The sequence below is a fragment of the Phenylobacterium sp. genome (assembly GCF_030681155.1).
GTDB lineage: Bacteria > Pseudomonadota > Alphaproteobacteria > Caulobacterales > Caulobacteraceae > Phenylobacterium.
On the sequence record NZ_JAUXXE010000030.1, the window covers coordinates 25,261 to 47,755 of the forward strand.

21 protein-coding genes and 1 tRNA gene are annotated in these 22,495 nt (G+C 66.1%); 8 read left to right on the forward strand and 14 right to left on the reverse strand.

The annotated features are described in order from the left end of the window. Positions 1-54 precede the first annotated feature (54 nt). Positions 55-930, forward strand: a complete 876-nt coding sequence (phhA, locus tag Q8M13_RS06490) for a phenylalanine 4-monooxygenase (protein ID WP_305298965.1) — start codon at positions 55-57, stop codon at positions 928-930. Here phhA and Q8M13_RS06495 read toward each other — a convergent pair. Genes Q8M13_RS06495 through Q8M13_RS06505 form a run of 3 tightly spaced genes read right to left on the reverse strand, consistent with a single transcriptional unit; the run spans position 927 to position 7,275 of the window. After that, positions 927-1,301 (reverse strand): hypothetical protein, encoded by a 375-nt coding sequence (locus tag Q8M13_RS06495; RefSeq protein WP_305298966.1) that lies wholly within the window; start codon positions 1,299-1,301, stop codon positions 927-929. The two genes, phhA and Q8M13_RS06495, sit on opposite strands and share 4 nt — an antisense overlap. Positions 1,302-1,309: 8 nt before the next feature. After that, entirely contained in the window at positions 1,310-5,494 is a 4,185-nt protein-coding gene (locus Q8M13_RS06500; protein ID WP_305298967.1) for a translocation/assembly module TamB domain-containing protein, read from the reverse strand. Then, a complete protein-coding gene (locus Q8M13_RS06505; protein ID WP_305298968.1) occupies positions 5,491-7,275 on the reverse strand; it encodes an autotransporter assembly complex family protein in 1,785 nt (594 codons plus the stop codon). The genes Q8M13_RS06500 and Q8M13_RS06505 overlap by 4 nt, the downstream gene beginning before the upstream one ends. A 302-nt stretch (positions 7,276-7,577) precedes the next feature. Between Q8M13_RS06505 and Q8M13_RS06510 the strand changes: the two genes are divergently transcribed. Genes Q8M13_RS06510 through Q8M13_RS06520 form a run of 3 tightly spaced genes read left to right on the forward strand, consistent with a single transcriptional unit; the run spans position 7,578 to position 10,926 of the window. Next, positions 7,578-8,993, forward strand: a complete 1,416-nt coding sequence (locus tag Q8M13_RS06510; protein ID WP_305299214.1) for a circularly permuted type 2 ATP-grasp protein — start codon at positions 7,578-7,580, stop codon at positions 8,991-8,993. Beyond that, positions 8,990-9,934 carry an alpha-E domain-containing protein gene (locus Q8M13_RS06515; RefSeq protein ID WP_305298969.1) on the forward strand — a complete coding sequence of 315 codons (945 nt, stop codon included), beginning with the start codon at positions 8,990-8,992 and terminating at the stop codon, positions 9,932-9,934. Before Q8M13_RS06510 ends, Q8M13_RS06515 begins: the two co-directional genes overlap by 4 nt. Before the next feature lie 11 nt (positions 9,935-9,945). Then, positions 9,946-10,926 carry a transglutaminase family protein gene (locus Q8M13_RS06520; RefSeq protein ID WP_305298970.1) on the forward strand — a complete coding sequence of 327 codons (981 nt, stop codon included), beginning with the start codon at positions 9,946-9,948 and terminating at the stop codon, positions 10,924-10,926. Positions 10,927-10,929: 3 nt separating this feature from the next. On the opposite strand, the gene Q8M13_RS06525 is transcribed toward Q8M13_RS06520, so the two are convergent. Genes Q8M13_RS06525 through cysT form a run of 3 tightly spaced genes read right to left on the reverse strand, consistent with a single transcriptional unit; the run spans position 10,930 to position 13,686 of the window. Then, entirely contained in the window at positions 10,930-11,964 is a 1,035-nt protein-coding gene (locus tag Q8M13_RS06525) for a sulfate/molybdate ABC transporter ATP-binding protein (RefSeq protein ID WP_305298971.1), read from the reverse strand. 16 nt (positions 11,965-11,980) lie between these two features. Beyond that, on the reverse strand, positions 11,981-12,823 hold the full coding sequence (cysW, locus tag Q8M13_RS06530; RefSeq protein WP_370869971.1) for a sulfate ABC transporter permease subunit CysW: 843 nt from the start codon (positions 12,821-12,823) through the stop codon (positions 11,981-11,983). Next, positions 12,820-13,686, reverse strand: coding sequence for a sulfate ABC transporter permease subunit CysT (cysT, locus tag Q8M13_RS06535; RefSeq protein WP_305298972.1), 867 nt, complete (start codon positions 13,684-13,686; stop codon positions 12,820-12,822). The genes cysW and cysT overlap by 4 nt, the downstream gene beginning before the upstream one ends. Before the next feature lie 309 nt (positions 13,687-13,995). Here cysT and Q8M13_RS06540 point away from each other — a divergent pair, with 309 nt between their 5' ends. Beyond that, positions 13,996-15,000, forward strand: coding sequence for a DUF2853 family protein (locus Q8M13_RS06540; RefSeq protein ID WP_305298973.1), 1,005 nt, complete (start codon positions 13,996-13,998; stop codon positions 14,998-15,000). 211 nt (positions 15,001-15,211) lie between these two features. Here the strand turns inward: Q8M13_RS06540 and Q8M13_RS06545 are convergent. Then, positions 15,212-15,286, reverse strand: a tRNA-Lys gene (locus tag Q8M13_RS06545). 119 nt (positions 15,287-15,405) lie between these two features. On the opposite strand from Q8M13_RS06545, the gene Q8M13_RS06550 reads away from it, so the two are divergent. Continuing rightward, complete coding sequence (locus Q8M13_RS06550; RefSeq protein ID WP_305298974.1) at positions 15,406-15,990, forward strand: hypothetical protein; 585 nt, start codon at positions 15,406-15,408, stop codon at positions 15,988-15,990. Here the strand turns inward: Q8M13_RS06550 and tgt are convergent. Both tgt and queA read right to left on the reverse strand, forming a co-directional pair. Then, positions 15,975-17,090, reverse strand: a complete 1,116-nt coding sequence (gene tgt, locus Q8M13_RS06555; RefSeq protein ID WP_305298975.1) for a tRNA guanosine(34) transglycosylase Tgt — start codon at positions 17,088-17,090, stop codon at positions 15,975-15,977. The two genes, Q8M13_RS06550 and tgt, sit on opposite strands and share 16 nt — an antisense overlap. Then, positions 17,090-18,163, reverse strand: coding sequence for a tRNA preQ1(34) S-adenosylmethionine ribosyltransferase-isomerase QueA (queA, locus tag Q8M13_RS06560; RefSeq protein ID WP_305298976.1), 1,074 nt, complete (start codon positions 18,161-18,163; stop codon positions 17,090-17,092). Before queA ends, tgt begins: the two co-directional genes overlap by 1 nt. A 63-nt stretch (positions 18,164-18,226) precedes the next feature. Here queA and Q8M13_RS06565 point away from each other — a divergent pair, with 63 nt between their 5' ends. Both Q8M13_RS06565 and Q8M13_RS06570 read left to right on the forward strand, forming a co-directional pair. Beyond that, on the forward strand, positions 18,227-19,171 hold the full coding sequence (locus tag Q8M13_RS06565; protein ID WP_305298977.1) for an endonuclease/exonuclease/phosphatase family protein: 945 nt from the start codon (positions 18,227-18,229) through the stop codon (positions 19,169-19,171). 2 nt (positions 19,172-19,173) lie between these two features. Then, complete coding sequence (locus tag Q8M13_RS06570) at positions 19,174-20,127, forward strand: endonuclease/exonuclease/phosphatase family protein (protein ID WP_305298978.1); 954 nt, start codon at positions 19,174-19,176, stop codon at positions 20,125-20,127. Here Q8M13_RS06570 and Q8M13_RS06575 read toward each other — a convergent pair. The 5 genes from Q8M13_RS06575 to Q8M13_RS06595 are packed head-to-tail and all read right to left on the reverse strand — an operon-like array spanning position 20,119 to position 22,474. Next, positions 20,119-20,277: a hypothetical protein gene (locus Q8M13_RS06575; RefSeq protein WP_305298979.1), complete on the reverse strand. Its 159-nt coding sequence runs from the start codon at positions 20,275-20,277 to the stop codon at positions 20,119-20,121. The genes Q8M13_RS06570 and Q8M13_RS06575 overlap by 9 nt on opposite strands. A gap of 8 nt (positions 20,278-20,285) precedes the next feature. Then, positions 20,286-20,576, reverse strand: a complete 291-nt coding sequence (locus tag Q8M13_RS06580; RefSeq protein ID WP_305298980.1) for a hypothetical protein — start codon at positions 20,574-20,576, stop codon at positions 20,286-20,288. A 10-nt stretch (positions 20,577-20,586) separates the two neighbouring features. Further along, positions 20,587-21,144, reverse strand: a complete 558-nt coding sequence (locus Q8M13_RS06585) for a phosphohydrolase (protein ID WP_305298981.1) — start codon at positions 21,142-21,144, stop codon at positions 20,587-20,589. After that, positions 21,141-21,602: a peptidylprolyl isomerase gene (locus tag Q8M13_RS06590; protein ID WP_305298982.1), complete on the reverse strand. Its 462-nt coding sequence runs from the start codon at positions 21,600-21,602 to the stop codon at positions 21,141-21,143. The genes Q8M13_RS06585 and Q8M13_RS06590 overlap by 4 nt, the downstream gene beginning before the upstream one ends. Further along, complete coding sequence (locus Q8M13_RS06595) at positions 21,602-22,474, reverse strand: peptidylprolyl isomerase (protein ID WP_305298983.1); 873 nt, start codon at positions 22,472-22,474, stop codon at positions 21,602-21,604. Before Q8M13_RS06595 ends, Q8M13_RS06590 begins: the two co-directional genes overlap by 1 nt. Positions 22,475-22,495 lie beyond the last annotated feature (21 nt).

Sequence of the window (22,495 nt, forward strand, 5' to 3'; positions counted from 1 at the left end):
TTTCGGCGCACAGTTCGCACGGAAGTTTCGCTGACTTGCGCTCATTCTGTCGCCATGAGCGCAGATAGCCCCACGCCAACCCCGCCCCCCGGCGCACGTTCCGACTGGACGATCGACCAGGATTGGCAGGCCTACTCCCAGAGCGAACACGACGTCTGGACGACGCTTTACGAGCGTCAGACCAAACTGCTGCCGGGCCGGGCCTGCAACGCCTTCCTGAAGGGTCTCGACGCCTTGGATCTGCATCGAGGCGGCATCCCCGAGTTCTCTCGCATCAATGAAGAGCTAAACCGGCTAACCGGCTGGAGCGTTGTGGCGGTGCCTGGCCTGGTGCCTGACGAGGTGTTCTTCGAACATCTGGCCAATCGCCGGTTCCCGGCCGGACGGTTCATTCGCAAGCCCGATGAGCTGGACTACCTGCAAGAGCCAGACGTCTTCCACGATGTCTTCGGCCACGTGCCGATGCTGACCGATCCCACCTTCGCCGACTACATGCAGGCCTATGGCCAAGGCGGCATGCGCGCGCTGGGCCGCGGCCAACTGCACAACCTTGCGCGGCTCTATTGGTACACGGTGGAGTTCGGCCTGCTGGAGACGTCGGAAGGCCTGAGGATCTATGGCGCGGGCATCGTCTCCAGCCGCGCGGAATCGATTTTCGCCCTGAATGATCCTTCGCCCAACCGACTGGGCTTCGATCTGGAGCGGGTGATGCGTACGCCCTACCGGATCGACGACTTCCAGCAGGTCTATTTTGTGATCCCGTCGCTGAAAGCGCTGTTGAACGCCACACTCCAGGACTTCGAACCGATCTATCAGCGCCTCACCCAGGCGCCCGATATCGACATTGACGTCATGGCCCCTGGCGATCGGGTGTTCACCTGCGGAACCCAGGCCTACGCCATGGCCGGTGGACGGTTGGCCTCCGCCTAGCCGCCCGCTTTTTCGCGCGCCATCAGGGTTTCGATGCCCTTCTGGATCTCCAGTCTCTGGGCAGGCGTAAAGACGCGGTAGCGCTGGGAGTTTGGACCGGATGCGGCGCTGATCTCCTCGTCGGTCACGTAAATGAACCGTCCCTGGAAGGCGCCCGTCACCGGCTGGCCGTAGGCCATGCGGATTCCCTCCAGCCGCACCGCACAGTTTTCCAGCGTGTCGATGTTGGGCGCGACCGGCTTGAAGTCCGGCTTGCGGTTCATGCCCTCGACCATGCGCCAGCAGACGCCGGTATGCCCAGGAGCCGCCAGCGGCTTCTCGCAGCCAAACAGTCCCACGGCGGCCGCCAGCCCCAGCAAAACCTTGCGCATGTCGGCCCTCAATAGTCCCTGCGCCAGCGTACGGCGAGCTTGCCGTCGCCCTGGCTGGCGATCTGGGAAATAACCGAGAGGTTGCGGCCAAACCGCCACTCCACCTGGGCCGAGGGACCATCTCGGCCACCACCGGTGATTTCCAGATAGACGTTCTCGGTCAGATACTTGCCGCCAGACACCGTGACGCCAGACTCGTCGCCTCCCGCGAGCGCCAGACGGTCCAGTCCGGCGAAGCTACGCAAGTTGCCGACCACGTCGAAGCCACCACCGCCCGCCAGGGACGAGAGAGCCGAGGCAAGCTGAGCTGCTTCCAACGGTGACAACTGCGCGGCCGAGCGACCGAACAGCACCTGCGACAGCACCTCGTCCTGGGGCAGGACGGGGGTGGAGCTGAGCGTGATCTCCGGGCGCGCGGCCGTGCCTTGAATCCGCACCACCGCCGTCAGAGACGGATCTTCTCGTGTCGCCGTCAGGTCCAGCCGGATCGTCGCCGGGGTGGAGCCCAGGTGCACGACGCCGCGATCATCGAACTCAAATCGCCGGCCAGCGAAGTCGTATTCGCCACGCACCACTCGCGCCGCGCCGGTCAGGACCGGCCTCGCGGTGGTTCCACTAACCTGGGCGTCCAGGGAGAGTTCAACATCCAGCCCCCTGCCCCGCAGATAGACCCGCCGCGGCGCCCGCAGCCGAACATCCAACGCCACCGCCAATCCCCGGCGAGCGACCGGTTGCAACGATTGCGACAAATCCTTCGGTCGGTTTATCTCAACCACGTCGATGCTCACCACGCCTGATGGCGCGGACATGTTCGCCGAGACGTCGGCGCGGTCGATGACCAGATCGCCGCCCAGACGCACCTGGCCATTGGCGGCGCGGTCAAGGGTCGCCTGCCCTGAGGCCGAGGCCGTCGCCATGTCGTTGTCGATCAGACGGAAGTTCTTGAGGTCCAGACGGAAGGTCGAGACCCCTTCGCGAAGCAGACTGACCCGGCCGGCGCCGGACAGCGTCCCGCCGTGACCGTCGGCGGCCGTCGCCTGGGTGATGTCGACGGCGTTGTTGGCCATTGATGCGCGCAGCAGGACATCGGTCAGGATCAGGCCGGTGGCGCCATCGACGAACCGACCGCCGTCCACCTGAGCCGTGCCCGTCGCGCGAGGATCATTGATCGTGCCGCCCAGTGTTCCCTTCAGTTGAACATGCCCAGCCAGCTCGCGTTCGCCGCTGGCCAGCAGTTCCCACAACGGCTTGACCTCACCGTCGGCGAAGAAATCCCCGCGGATCGGGCGATTGCGAACGATGGCGATACGGAATGGGTTCGCGGTCGCCTCGGCGGGAAGGACCACGTTAGCATTGGCGCGAAGACCCTGTTCGTTGGTCATAGCGGCGTTCAGCGTGACGCTGTCGCCAGCCAGCCGCGCCTTGATCGCCCCGTCCATACCCAGCTCGCGCGGCGAGCCTCGGCCACGGGCGTCGTCGAGCTTGGCGTCCAGCGTCCCCTCCAAGGCCTTGCCACGTCCGGTCAGCGTCAAGGTCGCGTCGGCTCGGCCGGTCAGGTCTGGATTGATGATCCCCAGGCCGAGCTTTTCAATCTCCGCCCGGATGCTGGTGACATCCTTGGCCAACCGGGCGTCGAGATCGATCCGCCCGTCATCGGCCGCCGCGAGTCGTAGCTTGGCGCTGGTCTCGGCGCCGCCGAACCGGACCATCGCCGTCTCGGTCGTCTTCAGGACGCGCGCGCCCACATGACCTGAGCCATCGAAGCTTAGGGCGTAGCCTGGCTTGGCGTCCGCCAGCGCGCCGCGCCCCTCCACGCCCCATTCCCCGTTGCTCGCCACGCCTTCGAGATCAATTGCGTATGGCAGACGCGACATCGGGCCATCGGCGGTCAGCCTTCCTTTGCGAACCGCGAACTTCGCGCCGGGAAGAACCGCGTCCGTAGCGGTCAAACTCAGGGTCGCATGCGGGCCGCCGGCGGCGTCCACGATCTTCACCGCGCCGGCGACCTGGCCATGCTCGAGGAAGGCGCCCTCGACAACACGAAGCTGTAGATTGGCTGCTGATGGCGTGGCCCGCCGAAGCGCGACTGAGCCCTCGGCCGTCAACCCGCCCGCATTGACCAGAAGATCCGATAGATCCACCCCGCCACGCGGGAAGCGGAAGGCCGAGCGCGCCTGCGCCGGGCCATAGTCGCTGACCGCGGTCAGGGCGACGACGCCGCTGGAACCGTCGGCTCGACGCAGGAAGCTCAGCGTGAGCTTGGCGTCCTTCAAGGGCAGACGCGGAAGATCGATGGCCTCGAAATTGGCGAGCAGGTCGGCGCGCGGCGCGCCGATGCTGCCCGTCAGCGCTCCGGAGCCCTTGGCCTTACCGGTGATCTCCACCGGCCCCGCCCGGAAGGGACCATCGGCGGACCAATCGAGTTTGAAGCGCAAGGCTCCGTCGGCGCCTAGGACACCGGCGGTCTCGGCGCGGATCGCCGCGCCGTTCAAGCTGCCGTTCGAAACCGAGACCTTCCGGCCCTCGACCGCCGCCTGGGCCTTCAGCCTGGGCGTTGCGCCGAGCAGCCGGTCCAGTTCGGAGAAGCCCGAGGCGAAGCGTGCGCCTTTGGCGTCAAGGCTGAGATTCCATGGTCGCCCGGCCCGCGCCTGGCTCGCAGACCAATCGGCCGACAAAGACCCGGCCGCCCCCGCACGCGCTGCAGCCAGGTTCGAGAACTGAGCCTGGCCTTTGAAGTTCAGGCCGCCGAGCAGGCTGCGCCCGCCGCTTGCGCTCACCTTCAGGCCGGCGCCGGTCGCCTGGATGTCGCGCAACAGCAGCCGGCCGTCCGCGAGCCGGGCCGCGTCGAACGCTGCAGTCGGCCGCGCGCCCAGCAAGGCCGCCGGCAGCCCGGTCCCTCGTCCTCCAGCCCCGGTGATCTTGCCCTCAATAGCCAAGACCTTGTTGCGACGGGTGAAGGTGAACGGTCCCGACACGCGGTCGAGGCTGTAGTCCCCAACCTGCAATCGGGAGACGTCGGCCGTGCCCGCGAACCGCAACTCATCGAATGAGCCGGTCAGCACTCCGTCCACCCGGCCAAAGCCCATCGGCGGGCCGCCCGTCACCTTGGACAGTTCTCGCGCCGTAGCGCCGACGGTGACACCCGCGGGGCCGGCCATGCGCTTGCCGAGATTGGCCTTCCCCTTAGCCGTGACAGCCAAGTTAGCCGACGTCACCTGGGCGTCGAGATCGTAGAGTTCGGCCGGGGCCTGGGTTCCCTTGATGCTGAACTGCACGTCGGGCCCAAGGCGACCGACTAGGTCTTTGGTCAGCGTAGAGGCGCTGAGCAGCACCTTGCCGCTCGCGGCCCCGCCCTCTTTGGTCCAGGCGCCCGAAGCGTCCAGCGGCGTGATCGCGCCCGATTTCGCCAGGGCGGTGAACCGACCCTGCGGCCCTTGGCCCTTGGCCTGGATCTGAAGTGAGAAAGGCTGATCCGCCGGCAAGCCAAGGCTGCCCGCAAGGGCGCCGCCTTTGGCCTCGACCGCGTCGGCGATGACCAGCAGAGGCCGGCCGCCGCCGAAATCAAACTCCGCATTCAGATGGTCGCCGGGCGTCAGGACACTGGTGATCGCGACCTTGCCGTTCTGCCCACCGTTGCGCTTTTGGACATCCACATTGGCGACGACGTCATAGACGCCGCGCGCGACACTGAACTCTGGCGTCAACTCCAGGCGGGTGACGGCGCGGTCGATATTAATCGAGATCGGCAGTCCGGCCGACTCGGTCTTGGGCTCCATCGTCGGACGTCGCAACACGACGACCTTTTCGGCGACGATGTCCTCGGCATGGAACCGGCGCCTGAAAAGCGCGGCGTAACTCCATGTCATCTCGATATTTTTGGCCTCGAGCCAGACACCCTTCTCGTCGCTGATCGTCAGCCGGCGTACGGTGAACTCGCGCCAGACGTCCCCGCCCAGCCCCTCGATCTTCAACCGGCCAAACCGTCCGATTTTCAAGCCGCTGGCTCGGGCCTCGATCAGCAATCGCCCCTGCGGCAGCAACACGCCGTAGCGCGCGGTCAGGGCGATCCCGCCAATGACCAGCGCCAGGACGGCGCACACCACAAGAATGATCTTGGGCAACATCGAGCTTTTCGCGACCTTCGCGACGGCCTCGGTGGCTTCCTCGACGGGTGTGGTCGGCGGCTCGCTCAAAACGCCTGCCCAATGCTGAGATAGATCTGGAAGGACGGATCGCCCTCGCGCTTGTCGAGGGGAATGGCGATGTCAGCGCGGATCGGGCCAAAGCCCAGGTCGTAACGAACCCCGACGCCCACGCCGACGCTTACGTCGTCACCGGTTGGGATCTCGTCAGTGCCGACGGCGCCGGCGTCGGCGAACGCGACGAAGCCCCAGCGCTCGCCGATTTTCTGGCGAAGCTCCACAGACGTCTCCAGCAACGAGGCGCCGCCCTGCGGGGTGTTGTCCGGGGGGGTTCGAGGACCGATAGCCTGGAAAGCGTAGCCCCGGACTGAACCGCCGCCGCCGGCATAGAACCGCCGTGAAGCCGGCACGTCGGGAACGGTCGCTCCGATCATAGAGCCGACGCGCAGCCGACCGGCAATGACGGTGCGAGCCTTTTCGCCAAACGGCACGTAGACCGTGCCCTGGCTTTGGATTTTCACATAGGGTAGCCCCTCGTCGCCGATCAGATAGGTGGGCTCAGCCCGCACCTCCAACCGCCAACCGCGTCGTGGGTCGAGCGGATCGTCGGAGCGATCGAGCGCACCGGCGGCGAGCCCGGCGATCGTCAGCAGATTGGTTCCGAGCGGACTCTTGAGGAATTCCTGCTGATCCTCGGTCTTGCCGTAGTCAACCGAGCCGCCAAAAGTGAGATAGGACGTCTTGCGGAAGCGCCGCGTCACGTCGGCCCGGACGCCGAATCCGGTTTCGTCATAGGCGTCGGTTCGGGTGCGATATCCGCCAGCGCCGGCCTTGAACGTCTGCTGCGGCTTCAGCCAGTGCGGGAGAGTTATCTCCCCCCCCAGCCTGCTGTCCACCCTCGATAGTCGCGCCAGGGCGGCGATGGTGTCGGCACGGCCAAGAACATTGAAATGGGTCCAGCGAGCGTCGGCGCCGACGCCCTCGCTGGTGGAATAGCTCGCCCCGAGCTCAAGCGTCCGCCGCTTGCGATCGGCCAAGCTGACGACGATCGCCCGAAGCCCCTCGGCGTTGATCTGGTCCTTCGGGGCCAGCGACACCGTCACCGAGTCGTAGACGCCGGTATCGAGCAGACGGCGCTCCAACTCGCCAACGTCTTCTGGATCGTAGATGTCGCCCTTACGCCAGGGCGTCAGATGCTCCAACCAGGCGCGGTTCGTGCGCCCAACGGTCGTCAGCTGGACCACATCAAGCCGGACAAGATCGCCAGCGATAATCTTGTAGGTCGGCTGAACCGTGCTGTCGGCATGGTCGACCGTGACGACGCGCGGCGCCGGAGCGACGTCGGCGTAGCCTCGCTTCTGCACCGCCGCGACGATCCGCCCCTCGGCGTTGACGACATCAATCGCCCGACCGGGCGCGCCGGTCGCCAAGCCCAGCACAGCTTCACCAGCCTGCTGAACCTCCGGCAGCGGCGCAGGTTCGATCCAGTCGATCTGCGGGTCGGTAAAGGCGAATCGCGGCCCAGGCTTGATACGAACGATCGCGACTGGCGGCTCGGTTTCGCTGACGTCGGGCTCGACCTGGTGGCCGTAATAGCCTTCCGAACGCAGCACCGCGATGGCGCTTTCGCCCGCGGCGACGGCGCGGCGGCGCGCCTCGAAACGATTGGCGATAGGCCGGTCAGTCTGACCGATGGCGTTGACAATGGCGGTCCGCAGACTCGCGCTGATGTCTCCCTCGACGGTGGCCCGTGGAGACTCGGCCCGGGCGGTCCCAGACACACAAATGGCCGCCGAGGCGGCGACCGCGACGACCAAACGTCCCACGCCCATCCCTTTAATCGCGCCCCGATATTGGATGTAAACTGCGTCGCGGCGTGATGTCACCCATGCCGATGGCGTCAAGCTGCACCATCTAGGGCAGACCGGCGCCTAAATACTGTGCGACGCCCCTCAGTACGGGGTTCATTTCCGAATAGCCGCCGCATTTCACCGCCTCCTTCCTAAGCTCGGAGTTCCCTTCGGCGCGAAAGGACTTGGCTGTGGAGTACGGTGTGGCGACGGCTCAAAGACCCGATGAGGCCGCGGCTTTCTCGCCGGAGGAACTCGCTCAGGCCCCGGTCGCCTATGACGAAATGCTGGCCGCCCTAGGCGATGTCAGGCCGCATTACGCGGCTCTGGACCGCCGCATCGCCACCTTAGCCTCCGCCGAGATGTCGGAACGCCAACGGACTCTTGAACGCTTCTTCCTGCTGCAGGGAATAACCTTCACCGTCTATGGGGGCGAGAGCTCTACCGAACGGATCATCCCGACCGACCTGTTGCCGCGCATCATCCCGGCTGCCGAATGGGCGAAGATCGAGGCAGGCCTCACGCAGCGGCTGCGCGCGCTGAATATGTTCCTCTCGGACATCTATGGCGATCAGCAAATCCTGATGGACGGGGTGGTGCCACGGGAACTGGTGCTCGGCGCACCCTCCTATCGACGCGAGATGCAGAACCTCTACGTGCCGCACCAGGCCTATGCCAACGTCTGCGGCTCCGACCTGATCCGCCAGCCGGACGGCGCCTTCGCGGTGCTGGAAGACAATCTGCGAGTGCCTTCCGGCGTCTCCTACATGCTGGCGAACCGCGAGGCTTCGCGGAGAACCTTCCCGGGGACCTTCAGGGCCGCCGGCGTCCGCGCCATCGACCGCTATCCCGACCTGCTGCTGGCGACGCTGAAGGGCATGGCGGCCGACTGGCGGCCCAACCCGCAGATCGTGGTGCTGACGCCTGGCGTCTACAACTCGGCCTATTATGAACATGCCTATCTCGCCCGGTTGATGGGCTGTCCGCTGGTCGAGGGCCGCGACCTCGTCGTCCACGACAACATGGTCTACATGCGGACCACCACCGGCCTGCGCCGCATCGACGTGATCTACCGCCGCGTCGATGACGACTTCATCGACCCCCTCACCTTCCGGCGCGACTCCGGCCTCGGGGTCGCCGGGCTGTTCAACGTCTATCGCGCCGGCAATGTTGTGATCTGCAACGCGCCGGGGACCGGGGTCGCCGACGACAAGGCGGTCTACGCCTATGTTCCAGCCATCATTCGCTACTATCTCGGCGAAGACGCCATCCTGCCGAACATCGAAACCTATCTCTGCCGCGAGGCCTCGCAACTCCAGCACGTGCTCGGCAATCTGGACAAGCTGGTGGTCAAGGCCGTGGGCGCCTCGGGCGGATACGGCATGTTGATCGGTCCCCACGCCAGCCAGAAGGAGCGAGAGGACTTCGCCGACGCGATCAAGGCCGATCCCGCCAACTACATCGCCCAACCGACCATCCAGCTCTCCACCGCCCCCTGCCTGATCGATGGAGTGATCGAGCCCCGCCACGTCGACCTGCGCCCGTTCATCCTGTCCGGCGAGAAGATCGTCGTGACGCCCGGTGCCTTGACCCGCGTGGCGCTACGCAAGGGCTCACTGGTGGTGAATTCCAGCCAGGGGGGCGGATCCAAGGACACCTGGATTCTCGAGGACACCGCCGAAGAGGACATGGCGTCATGATGCTCGCGAGGGTCGCCGACAGCCTCTACTGGATCGGCCGCTATGTGGAACGCGCCGAGCATCTGTGTCGCCTGTCGGACGTGATGCTGAACGCCACGCTCGACCGTACCGAGGCCGCCAGCCAGGCCACCCGCATCGTGCTGGCCGCCGTGGGCGATACCGAAGGCGCTCGCGCCGCCAGCCCCTATGAACTGGCCTTCGCCTTGGCGCTCAATCGCGAAGACGGCGGATCGATCACCAGTTCGCTGGCCTTGGCGCGCGAGAACGCCCGGCAGGTCCGCGACCAGATCACCACCGAAACCTGGGAGCGGCTGAACCTGCTGTACCTGCGGGTGACAGGACCCGAAGCGCCCAAGGCGTTCGCCGACAGCCCGTCGACCTTCCTGCACGAGATCATCGCCGACTTGCATCTGTTCAAGGGTGCGGCCGACGCCACGATGAGCCACGGCGAGGGTTGGCGCTTCCTGCTGCTGGGGGTCTATCTGGAGCGGGCGCAACTCGTCGGTCGGCTGCTCGAGGTCTGCTTCGGCGACGGCCGCCGCCGCCCCCTGGACGACCACATGGCGCTGATGAGCGTCCTGCGGATGAGCTGTGGCCTCGAGCCTTATCTGCGCCGGTTCACCGCCGACATCCAGCCGCGCAAGATCCTGGAGTTCCTGCTGCTCGACGAGGAGTTCCCCCGCTCGATCCGCTTCGCCACCGCGCGGATCGAGGAACACCTCAGCGCCACCGCCCGCTATGTGGACGCCGCTGGACACGCCGGGCCGGAGCGACTGGCGGGCCGGCTGCGCGCCCGCCTGCAATACGCGGATATGGATGAATTGGACGTCGCTGGCGCCGGCGCGCTGATCTCGACCGTGCTCGACGACTGCGCGGCCCTGCACCAGGCGATCTACGACACCTTCGTCGCCTACTCCCTCGAAATGCGTCTACCGGCGTAAGGACCACACACGTGCTTTTGGAAGTCCGTCACGTCACCCAGTACCACTACGCTGAAACCGTCCGCGAGAGCGTGATGGAGGTGTGGATGCAGCCCCAGAAGGGGATCCGGCAGCGGCTGGTTTCCTTCGAGCTGGAGCTCGATCCGGCCGCGCAGCTGTTTTCCTACGCAGATCCGTTCGGCAACGCCGTCTACCACTTCGACGTGCCCCAGCCGCACGACCGGCTGAACATCGTCGCCCGTTCGGCGGTCGAGACCCAGGCGCCCCCGCCCCTGCCCGACGCCTTAGACCAGGGAGAATGGGACCGGCTGCGCAGCGATTTCGTGCGCGGAGAGAACTTCGACTTCCTCACCCACCACGGCTTCGCCATCGAGACTCCGGCCCTGCGCGCATACGTAGCCCAGCACGAGCTCGACGAACTGCGCCGGCGCGATCCGCTGACCGCCGTCCGGCGCCTGTCGGAGACCATCTATGCTTCATTCGCCTATGAGGCGGGCGTGACGCATGCTGACAGCCCGATCGACCAGGCGCTGGAGGCCGGGCGCGGGGTCTGCCAGGACTTCGCCCACATCATGATCGCCATTTGCCGATCGTGGGGCATCCCGGCGCGCTACGTCTCGGGCTACCTGTTCACCGACCGTCAGGCCGGGGACCGTTCGGACCCCGACGCCACCCATGCCTGGGTAGAGGTGTTCCTGCCCTCGACCCGCTGGATCGGGCTCGACCCGACGAACAATGTCGAGGCCGGCGAACGCCACATCGCCGCAGCCGTGGGGCGCGACTACAACGACGTCCCGCCATCGCGCGGTGTCTACAAAGGCGAGGCCGAAAGCCAACTGGCTGTCGGCGTCTCGGTCCGACGGGCGCGGGCGGCGCTGACCGAGCCGGAGTTCATTCGCATCGCCCAGCCGTCATTCTCGCGCACCGGCCGCCGCAGAGGCCCCGCAGGCGGGATCGCATACGACCAGCAGCAGCAACAACAGCAGCAGTAGGTCTCAGGCGCTGAAAACATAGGAGCGGTCGGCTGCGAGGCTCAGCTTCGCGCCGGGTTGCAGGTCCCCGGCATTCTGGCGTGCGAAGGCCGCTTCGATCCGCTGGCCGCTGGCTGTCGCGCCATCCACCCGCACGACCGCGCCTTGCGGGGCGATGCGCTCGGTCACGATGCTCAGGTTCGCTTGATCCGCGGGAGCCAATACCAGCTCATGGGGACGGACAAAGGCTACAGCCGCGCCATCAGCGACGCCGGGCGCTGGCAAGGCGATGTCGGCCGATTGAAAACGTCCGCCCTTCACCGCGCCCTCGAAGCGGTTGGCTTCGCCGACGAAACCACAGACGAAGGCCCCGGCTGGGTTGTCGTGAACCTCATGGGGTGCGCCGACCTGTTCGATCGCGCCCTTGTTCAGGATCGCCACCCGATCGGCCAGTTCCAGGGCCTCTTCCTGGTCGTGGGTGACGAAGATGGTGGTGACGCCCGTAGCGTCGTGGATCCGGCGCAACTCCTTGCGCAGCGACTTGCGCACCGTGGCGTCGAGCGCGCCGAAAGGCTCGTCAAGCAGCAGCACGCTGGGGTTCACCGCCAGGGCCCGCGCAAGGGCCACCCGCTGGCGCTGCCCGCCCGAAAGCTGGGCCGGATAACGTTTGCCGAGCTCCCCCAATTCGACAAGCTTCAGCAGCTCATCGACGCGCGCGGTGATCTCGCTCTTTGACGGCTTGGCCTGGCCCTTGCGGACATCCAGACCGAAAGCCACGTTCTTGGCCACAGTCATGTGGCGGAACAACGCATACTGCTGGAAGACGAAACCGACCCGACGCGCAGCGGCGCTGGTGAAGGTCATGTCCTGGTCGCCGTAGAGGATCTGGCCCTTCTCCGGGAACTCAAGGCCGGCAATGACCCGCAGGAGCGTAGTCTTGCCCGAGCCCGACGGCCCCAGCAGCGCCAGAAGCTCGCCATCTGCGATCTCAAGGCTCACGCCATTGAGCGCCGGAAAGCGGCCAAAGGTTTTCTCCACCGAGCGGATGGAAATGGTCATGCAATACGTCTCTCGGTCAGTGGCGGCCGGGCCGCGACTGCGGCTGGACGAGTTCAAGCAGGGCCTTCAGCACCAGGGTGACAATGGCCAATAGGCACAACAGAGCAGCGACGGCGAAAGCGCCGACGAAGTCATACTCGTTGTAGAGGATCTCCACATGCAGCGGCATGGTGTTGGTCAGGCCGCGGATGTGACCCGACACGACCGACACCGCGCCGAACTCGCCCATGGCCCGGGCGTTGCACAGCAGCACGCCGTACAGCAGGCCCCAGCGAACGTTGGGCGCGGTCACGCTCCAGAAGGTACGCAGGCCCGAGGCGCCCATCGAAACGGCGGCCTCCTCCTCGTCCACCCCTTGCTCCTGCATCAACGGGATTAGCTCGCGGGCTACGAACGGGAAGGTCACGAAGATGGTCGCCAGCACGATGCCGGGAACCGCGAAGATGATCTTGATGTCGTGATCCAGAAGCCACGGACCGAACCAGCCCTGGGCGCCGAACACCAGCACATAGATCAAGCCCGCGACCACCGGCGACACCGAGAACGGCAAGTCGATCAGGGTGATCAGGAACGGCTTGAGCGGAAACTCGTACTTGGCGATCGCCCAGGAGGCGCAGAGCCCGAACGCCACGTTGAACGGTACGGTGATCGCGGCGGTGATCAGGGTCAGCTTGATCGACGCGCGCGCGTCCTCGTTCTGGATCGCCTCTAGGGCGGCAGGCAGCCCCTTGCGGGTCGCCTCGAAGAACACAGTGATCAACGGCAGGATCAGGACGGAGACCAGGAACAGTCCGACCAGCGTCAGGATGACGACCTTGGCCCAGACAGGATCCTCGGTGGGATGGCGCATGCGGCTCATTGGCCAAGCCTCCGCGCCCAGGCCTGGATGGCGTTGATGACAAACAGCATCAGGAACGAGACCGCCAGCATGACCACCGCGATAGTCGCTGCGCCAGCGTAGTCATACTGCTCCAGTTCGATGGTGATCAGCAGCGGAGCGATCTCCGACTTGTAGGGCATGTTGCCAGCGATGAAGATCACCGAGCCGTATTCACCGACAGCGCGCGCGAAGGCCAAGGCGATCCCGGTCAGCCAGGCCGGGCCCAGCGCCGGCAGGATCACTCTAAGGATGGTGTCGAAGCGGTTGGCGCCCAAGCTGGCGGCGGCCTCTTCCACGTCGGCGGCCAGGTCGCGCATCACCGGCTCCAGCGTGCGCACCACAAACGGCAAGCCGATGAAGGTCAGGGCGATCACAACGCCCAGCGGCGTGTAGGCGATCTTGATCCCGGCCGGCGCGAACAGCGCCCCGATCCAGCCGTTGGGCGCATAGAGCGTGGCCAGCGCGATACCGGCCACCGCGGTCGGAAGAGCGAACGGCAGGTCGATGATGCCATTGACCAGGCTCTTGAAGGGAAACTGATAGCGAATGAGCGCCCAGGCGGTCAGCACGCCGAAGACGCCGTTGATAATCGCGGCGATAAAGGCCGCGCCGAACGACAAGCGATAGGCGGTCAGGGCGCGCTCGTTGAAAGCCGCCTGCAGGAATTCCGGGAAGGTCTGCTCGGAAGCCTTGAGCGCCACCGCGCTCAGCGGGATCAGTACGATCAGCGACAGGATGGTCAGCGTCACGCCCATGGTGAGCGCAAAGCCGGGGATGGCCGAACGGCGTCGGATCATCGGCCGGCGCGACGCGACGATCTGAGAGGTTTCGGTCGCGGTCATTCAGCGGCCCCGGTTCAAACGCATAAACGCCGAGGCGCTCGTATAGCTGCGCCTCTGCTCAGCCCATGGCTAATTCCCACTGATCCCATCGACAATATAGTTTTTCTGAGAGCGAAATAGGAAAGCCTAGGCTGGACTGGTTTCAGGCATGGGCGGTGGACAGCGAACGGGCTTCTACGCGCGCCGCATCAGGAAAATCCCTCAGTCACCACCGTATATGACCCGAGCCAGCATTCACTCGCGAGGTCCTATAGCCGACGAGCGTCATTGTGGCCGTCCTGGCCCTGACCCTAGCCGAGGAGGCTACTCATGACTGAAGATTGGTCCCAGGATGTCAGAAAATACGTCCCTGACGCCGACGAAGGCGTCATCGCCGCCATCGTGCGCCACTGCGGCATCGCCCTGCAGAACCGCGATTCATCGCTCGTCTCGTTCGCCGACCAAACCGAACTGGACCGGGTGCGCGAGAACTACCTGAAAAAGAAGCTGGGCCTCAGCGCCCCGGATTCCGAGCTCGACGCCAGCATCGCGGCCGTGGGCGAGCGGATGAAGGCCGACCGCACCAAGAACCGGGTCACGGTCTATTACCTGCTGGCCGAACATTTCAGAAAATTGTCGGTGTTCGGTGGGCGTGACACGATCCCCGCCGCGCCGGTCGCCGCATCAGCCGCAGCGCTAGGCGTCGCCGCCTCGACTGTCGCCAGCATGTCAGATCGCCAGCCCGAGAGGGATGTCGCCGCGGCCAAGCCAGCCGCCCAGGCCCACAGCGCCCGGCCAGCCGCAGCGGCCGCCGCGCCCGCAGCAGGCGGCTTGATGCGTTGGCTCCCCTGGCTGATCCTTGGCCTGGCGGTGCTCGGGCTCGTTTGGTGGATGCTCGCCGGCCGGCAGCCCGCCGCGCCGGTCGTACAGACAGCGCCCCCTGCCCCAGTCGTCGCGAGCGAGGCGCCCCCAGCGCCTACAACCGCGCCCGCCACCACAGTCGTCGCCCCGGTCGCCGGGTTCCCGGCAAAGGTCTTCTTCGCAAACGACTCGGCGGCGATCCCAGCCGATGGAGGACAAGTGATCGAAGCCGCGGCGGCGTCTCTCAAGGGCGACGGCGGCAAGGCGTCCATTACCGCCTATACCGACCGCACCGGTGACCTGGCCCACAACCAGGAACTCGCAAAGAACCGCGCGGTCGCCGTACGCGACGCCCTCGTCACCGCTGGCGTGCCCACGGCGAACATCGAAATGCGCCCACCGGCCATGGTCGAGGCCGGCGCCGCCAACACGATGGACGCCGACGCCCGTCGCGTTGAGATCAACCGCCTCTAGATCTCCAGGACCTAAGGCCCGCTCCGCGCCGGGGCGGGCCGCTTCTTACCGACGCCGGGCCGAATCCGCCCAGCCTATCGTGAGCGACTCCCCAAGTGAGGTGATGGGGCCGTTGCAAAAGCCAAAAAGAGCGCGTTCACCGCCAAACTGCGGGAGCACTTTTGATAAACACCCTGAAAAGCCCAGCGAAATCAACGCTGAGAAGACAGGATGGTAGGCCGGGTGAGTTTCGAACTCACGACCATTCGATTAAAAGTCGAATGCTCTACCACTGAGCTACCGGCCCCCAGCACGACGCGATCAACGCGCCCTGCGAAGCGGCGCGGACCATATGCGGGCGCCTTCACCGGGGCAAGTGCGCGTGTCAGCTTTCCTTCATCGAGTGACTCCGCGTACCTTCGCCTTATGCATAAAGTCATCTACCCGTTGCCGCTGCTTTTCCTGCTGTCAGCCTGCCTCACAAGCCCCGCCGACGGATCGTCGAAGGTACAAACAACGTCCGAAGCCAAGCGCGAAAGCATCACCGGCGCGGTCGCCTCTCCCCTGCGGGACGTCAATGTCTTGCGCACAAAGATCCCGCCAATCCTGCTTGAGGCCATGGCCGATCCCTACCAACGGCCGAATCCAGCCACATGCGCCGGAATAGCAGCCGCCATCGTTCCGCTGAACGAGGCGCTGGGCGCGGACCTCGATCATCCGTCTGAGGACGAGCAGGACATGATGGACAAGGGCAAGGGCGCGGCGCTGGGCGCGGTAGCCGGCCTCGCCTCCAGCGTAATCCCGTTCCGCAGTTGGGTGCGGCAGCTCAGCGGAGCCGAGCGCCACGACAGCCTAGTGACCGACGCCGTCCTGGCTGGCGCTGTGCGCCGGGCCTACATGAAGGGTCTAGGCGAGGCGAAGAGCTGCCGGCCGCCGGCGACGGCCTCGCACGTTCGTACGGGTCCCGACAATCTGGTCCCGACTCAGGGCCCCCGCTACCCGGTGCGCTGACGGGCCTTGAAGTCCCGCCGAAACTGCTCGAACCGGCCCTCGGCGATCGCTGCACGCATCGCCGAGGTCAGGGCCTGGAAGTGCGCGATGTTGTGCCAGGACAACAGCACCTGCCCGAGGATCTCCTCGGACTTCACCAGATGGTGGAGGTAGGCCTTCGAATAATAGGATGAGGCCGGGCAATCGCTGGTCTCGTCCAATGGACTGTCGTCCTCGGCGAAGCGGGCGTTCTTGAGATTGACTGAGCCCTCCCAGGTCCAGGCCTGGCCATGGCGGCCCGATCTCGTCGGCAGCACGCAGTCGAACATGTCGATGCCCCGAGCCACCGCCTCGACCAGATCGATCGGCTTGCCGACCCCCATCAGATAGCGCGGTCGGTCGGAGGGCAGCATGGCGGGCGCGTAGTCCAACACCTCGCACATCGCTGCGTGCCCCTCGCCGACAGCCAGGCCGCCGAGGGCATAGCCGTCGTAGCCGGTTTCGATCAGCCGGTCGGCCGACTCGCGGCGCAGGTGTTCGAAGGTCGAGCCCTGCTGAATGCCGAACAGGGCCTGGCCTTCGCGCTCGCCGAACGCGGCCTTGGAGCGCGCGCCCCAACGGGCCGACAGCCTCATGGCCTCACTGGCGCGCTTTTCCTCCGCGGGCCAAGCAACGCACTCGTCCAACTGCATGATGATGTCGGAGCCGAGCAGATCGGCCTGGATCTGGATCGAGCGTTCCGGCGTCATGATGTGGCGCGAGCCGTCGATATGGCTCTGGAAGGCCACCGCCTCTTCCGTGACCTTGGCGATCTTCGACAGCGACATCACCTGGAAGCCGCCGGAATCGGTCAGGATCGGGCGATCCCAGCGCATGAAGCGATGTAGTCCGCCCAGCCGTGCGATCCGCTCGGCGGTGGGGCGCAACATCAGGTGATAGGTGTTGCCCAGGATGATGTCGGCGCCGGTCTGGGCGACTTGATCGACGGTCAGCGCCTTAACCGTCGCCGCCGTGCCCTCCGGCATGAAGGCGGGCGTGCGGATATCGCCGCGCGGGGTCTTCAGAACGCCGGTGCGCGCGCCGCCTTCAGTCGCGGAAATCTCGAACGGAAATGCGGCCACTAGGCCCTCCAGAGCAGGCTGGCGTCGCCATAGGAATAGAAGCGGTAGCCGTCGGTGATCGCATGGGCGTAGGCGCCGCGCATGGTCTCGTAGCCCGCGAAGGCCGAGACCAGCATGAACAGGGTCGACTTCGGCAGATGGAAGTTGGTCATCAACCCGTCGGCGGCCCGGAACCGGTAGCCAGGCGTGATGAAGATCGCCGTTTCCTGCGCGAAGGGACGAACAACCCCATCCTCGCCGGTGGCGCTCTCGACCAATCGCAGCGAGGTGGTGCCAACACAGATGATGCGTCCTCCGGCGGCCTTAGCGGCGTTCAACGCCGCCGCCGTCTGAGCGTCGACCTCGCCATACTCGGCATGCATCCGGTGTTCGGACAGGTTCTCGGTCTTCACCGGCAAGAAGGTGCCGGCCCCGACATGCAGGGTCACGAAGTGCAGGGTCACGCCCATGGCCTGCAGCCGCGCCAATAGTTCGGGCGTGAAGTGCAGGCCGGCGGTCGGCGCGGCGACCGAGCCCTCCTCGTCTGCATAGACCGTCTGGTAGTCGGCGCGGTCCTGGGCGTCTTCGCCCCGCTTGGCGGCGATGTAGGGCGGCAGCGGCATGGCGCCGCGCTCGGCGATGGTGGCGTCGAGATCCGGGCCCGACAGGTCGAAGCTCAGCGTCACCTCGCCGCCCTCGCCCTTCTCGACCACGGTGGCGTCCAGCGCGCCGAGGAAGCAGGCGCGGTCCTCCATCGCCCCGAAGTGGATCCGATCACCGGGCGCCAGCTTCTTTCCAGGCCGCATGAAAGCGGACCACTTGGATGGCGAGAGACGTTTGTGGAGAGTGGCTTCCACGGCGATGTCGGAGCCCTCCCGAACCCGGCGGCCCTTCAGGCGCGCCGGAATCACTCGGGTGTCGTTGAGCACCAGGACGTCGCCAGCTCGCAATTGGCTCGGCAGATCGGCGACGGTGAGGTCGGCGAGCGCCTGCCCGGGACGCACCAACAGCAGCCGCGCGGCGTCGCGCGGGCTGACCGGCCGAAGGGCGATGCGGTCCTCGGGAAGTTCGAAGTCGAAATCAGCAAGTTGCATGGGCGCGTTTGAAGCGCACGGGCGGGCTCACCCGTCAAGCATCGCGGCATGTTAGATTTGGCCATGCGCTCGGTTCGATTCGTCTTTCGCGGCCTGGCGCTGCTGCTGGGAGCCCTTAGCGCCACGGGCGCAATCCTCGCGCACGGTGGCCGGTTCAGCGGCCACCTCGACGTCCTGACACACTTTGCGCTGATCTATCTGGCCGCCGCGGCCGTGGTGCTGATCGGCGCAATGACCGCAGCGCCCGGCCGAGCCAGACTGGCCATGGCGCTGCTGGGCGGTGTCGCGGCCGCCGCCAGCCTGGCCTTGATACTCCCGGAGTTGATGCGCCCTTCGCCGCCTCACGCGGCCGCGACCGCCGCGGGCCAGATCAAGGTCATTCAATTCAATGTCAGTCGGCGCGATGCACGCCTGGAAGAGCGGGCGCGCTGGATCGCGCAACAGGATCCGGACTTCCTAATTCTCGAGGAATCCACGCCAGCCATGCGGGCCGCCGTCCTCGCCCACCTACCGCGCCACATGTCCTGCGGCATGACCTGCGAGACGGTGATCTTCACCCGCACGGCCCCGGAGAAAACCGACCGTCCGCGCCGTGGCCGCTATGGCCTCGGGCCCGCGATCGCCATCGTCCACATGGCCCCCGAAGATGGTGGATATATCCTTGTCGGCACGCACTACACTTGGCCCACCCACGTGCGAAACCATCGCGAAAACACCGCCCGCATGCTGCAGCTCATCGATCCCCTGCCTAAGGGGCGAATGATCGTCACCGGCGATTTCAATTCGACGCCCTGGTCGTTCGCCAGGGCTCGGGAGGACGCCCGCAACGGCCTGGAACGGCGGACGCGGGCGATGCCCTCCTGGCCGACGACCTTCGGCGTGCCGTTCCTGCCCATCGACCACGTCTATGCCGGGACTGAGCTGCGGACCGTCAAGGTGGAACGAGGCCCCAATCTCGGCTCGGACCACTACCCAATCCTCGCGGTCCTTGCGCTGGCTTCTGACTAGCCATGGCGCCGCCCATCCTCACCGGCCTCATGTTGTTGATCGCGGTAGGCTGCGCCGGATGGGCTTTCGCCGCCCAGGGCGGGCGATGGAGCGCCCGGATGGATGTCCTGACCCACTTTCTGCCCGCAGTCATGATCGCCGCGGCGCTTACGGTCCTTTACGCCGCCATAGCCGAGACGCTGCTCGCGAAGCTGGCCCTAGTAGGTTTTGGCGGCGCCGGAGCCCTCATGGCGGGATGGCTGATCGCGCCGGAATACCTTGCGCGGCGCGGCCCCGCGGCGACCGCGGGCGCTCCGGGCCAGATCAAGCTGATCCAGTTCAATGCGTGGCGTCGGAACCGCGACCTGGATGGCTCCATCGCCTGGCTGCTGGCCCAAGACGCCGATGTCATCGTCCTGCAGGAGGCCGACGCCATCGGCCCTCTCCTGCGGTTGGGCTCCGCCTACCACGCGACCACGGCCGGTTGCTCGGTGATGATCTTCTCGAAGGCCGCGCCAGTCTTGCTCGACATTCCAACGCCGAGCGACAAGCGCCTTCGGCCGCCGGCCGCAGGCGTGACCCTGCGCGACGCTCATGGCGAATTCACCGTCGTGGGGACGCACTACGTTTGGCCGGTTTTTGGCGGGCTCCAGCAATCCCAAGGTCGAGGGCTCGCGCGGCTGCTCGCCCAATTCCCAAAAGATCGACTGATCTTGACTGGCGACTTCAACTCCACGCCGTGGTCGTTCGCCCGTCGACACGAGGACGCCCTGTTCGGCCTCGAACGCCGAACCCGGGGACTGTTCACGTGGCCGGCGTGGGATCTGCCCAAGCGCGGCGCCCGCACGCCGTTCCCGCTGCTGCCGATCGACCATGTCTATGCGGGATCCGACTGGCGAACCGTCCAGGTCGAGCGCGGACCACGGTTGGGATCTGACCACTATCCGGTCATCGTAACGCTCGCGCCCCTACCTTAAAGCGGCGCGGGCCTCGCGTAGGGCCGCCTGGAGTTCGGCTCGCCGCGAGCTGAAGCGCTTTTCCACTTCGGCCTGGCGAATATCGAGCGCCTCGCGCGCCGCTTCGATGTCAGTGAGTTCCGCCTCATGGACGGAGACGGTTTCGGCCAAATCCCGCTCTAGCCTTGCGACCTTCTCCAGCGCCGCCTTGGAGGGGCCCGGCTTTGGCTTTGACGCTTCGGGGCGCTGGCCAAGGCCGCATGAGTGTCTGCGGCCCGGCGCAAGACCTGGCCTGGCGCGGCGGTAGCAGCGGCGACAAGGTCTGGAACGTCGGTCTCGTGCGCGCCGCCGGTCTTGAACAGATCCTGGTGCGCGCCCCAAGCGGCGAGAGCCTTGGCCCTGGAACTCGCGGCGACCACATAATCGGTGAGCCCGTCGCTGGTGACAAAGACCTTCAGCCGCTGAGCCACCCCTCGCTCCTTAGGTCAGCGACGCGAGCTCCCGCGCGAGGTTGGCGCGCGCCTGGGCCTCCAGCCAATGGGCGAAGGCCGGATCAGGGAAGATAACCTGCGCATCGAGAAAGCGTTGCAGCACGCCGCTGCGGCCGGTCCGCCACAGGTCGTCCGGCACATGGGCGTATTCGGCCCGAACCGCCTTGGCGTACGCGTCGTAGCGGTCCTCCGGCGCGCCCAGGATCGAGAGGTCGATGGAGACGAGAATCTCGCCGAGCCGATCGCCCTCCTCCACCTCATGGCCGGCCGTGAGCCGAATGAGGCGGGCCACCTCGTCGCGAGCATGCAGCGATACGTCAAAGTCGCGGAGATCGCGCTTGGCCATCTCCGCGCTCTTGGCCTCGTTGTCGGAGGCCTTCGGATCATAGACCGCGTCGTGCCACCAGATCGCATAGGTGAGGATCTGGTGTTCGGTCTCGGTCAGATCGGGGACCTGATCGAGCAGCGCCAAGCACTGCTCGATATGGGTCCGCGTATGATAGCGGCGGTGCGGTTCCGCATAAGCCGCTTCAAGTTCAGGCGTCACGCGTCGGCCGCGACCTTGGCCGAGATGATCTTGCCAGGGCTGCGCGGCGGCTCACCCTTGGGCAGAGCATCGACGGCGTCCATGCCTTCGACCACTTCGCCCCAGACGGTGTACTGCCCGTCGAGGAAGGTGGCGTCGTCCAGGCAGATGAAGAACTGGCTGTTGGCAGAATGGGGAGCCGAGGTGCGGGCCATCGAGCAGATGCCGCGCTTGTGCGGTTCGCGCGAGAACTCGGCCTGCAGGTTCGGCTTGTCGGATCCCGACGTGCCGGTGCCGGTCGGATCGCCGCCCTGGGCCATGAAGCCATCGATCACGCGGTGGAAGACGACGCCGTCGTAAAAGCCTTCACGCGCCAGTTCCTTGATGCGCTCGACGTGGCCGGGAGCCAGGTCGGGACGAAGCTTGATCGTCACCGGGCCTGTGTCCAGGGTCAGGATGAGGGTGTTTTCCGGTTCCATTACTTCACCTCCGAGGGAATTCTGATCGCGCATGCTGAGAAGTCCGCCCCCATCCTGGCGCGGGCGCTCTCGATCTCGGCCCTGAACCAGGCGCTCTTGGGATCGATCACGCGCACCTTGGGGCGTTCAGCGGCCGGGATATCCGACAGGACGCGCACCTTGTCCATCTTGTCCTGCGGCGCAGCCACAGGTTCGCCGACCTTGATGGCCCGGACAACGTCGAGGCCGGAGATCACCCGGCCCCATCCGGTGTAGCGCTTCTCAAGCGACGGATAGGCCTGGCGCATCAGGAAGAACTGGCTGTTGGCGCTGTCGACGCCCTCGCCGCGCGCCATGGCCGCGACACCTGGGCAGAACAGCGGCCAGGCCGAGACCTTGCCGTCGGCGGTCATCGCCATCAGCATCTCGCCTTGGCTCGCGACCGGCAGCAATTTGACGAAGCCCAACTGCGTAACGGTCTGGTCGACGACCAAGGTCATGTCGCCCGCTCCACGGCGGAACACGAACTCCTGCGTCAGGTCGGGCTTATCGCTGCCGCCGGTGCCGCGATCTTCCGGGTCACCGGTCTGGGCCATGAACTGGTCGATCACCCGGAAGAAGCTGCGACCGTTGTAGAGGCCGGACCGCGTCAGCTCCTTGATCCGGGTCACATGGTTGGGCGCCACCTCGGGCAGCATCTCGACAATGATGCGGCCTTTGTTGGTGTCGATCACCAGTACGTCGTCGGGATTGGGCGTGCGCCAGTCAGCCGCCGCGGGCTCACCAGGCGCGACGGGCGAGCCGGCGACGGGGGGAAGATTGGGCTTGGGTGTCTGCGCGACGGCGGGAGCCGCAGCGCTCAAGGCGGCGGCGAAGAGTACGGTTCGGATCATGATCGGCACTCGTAGCGGGCG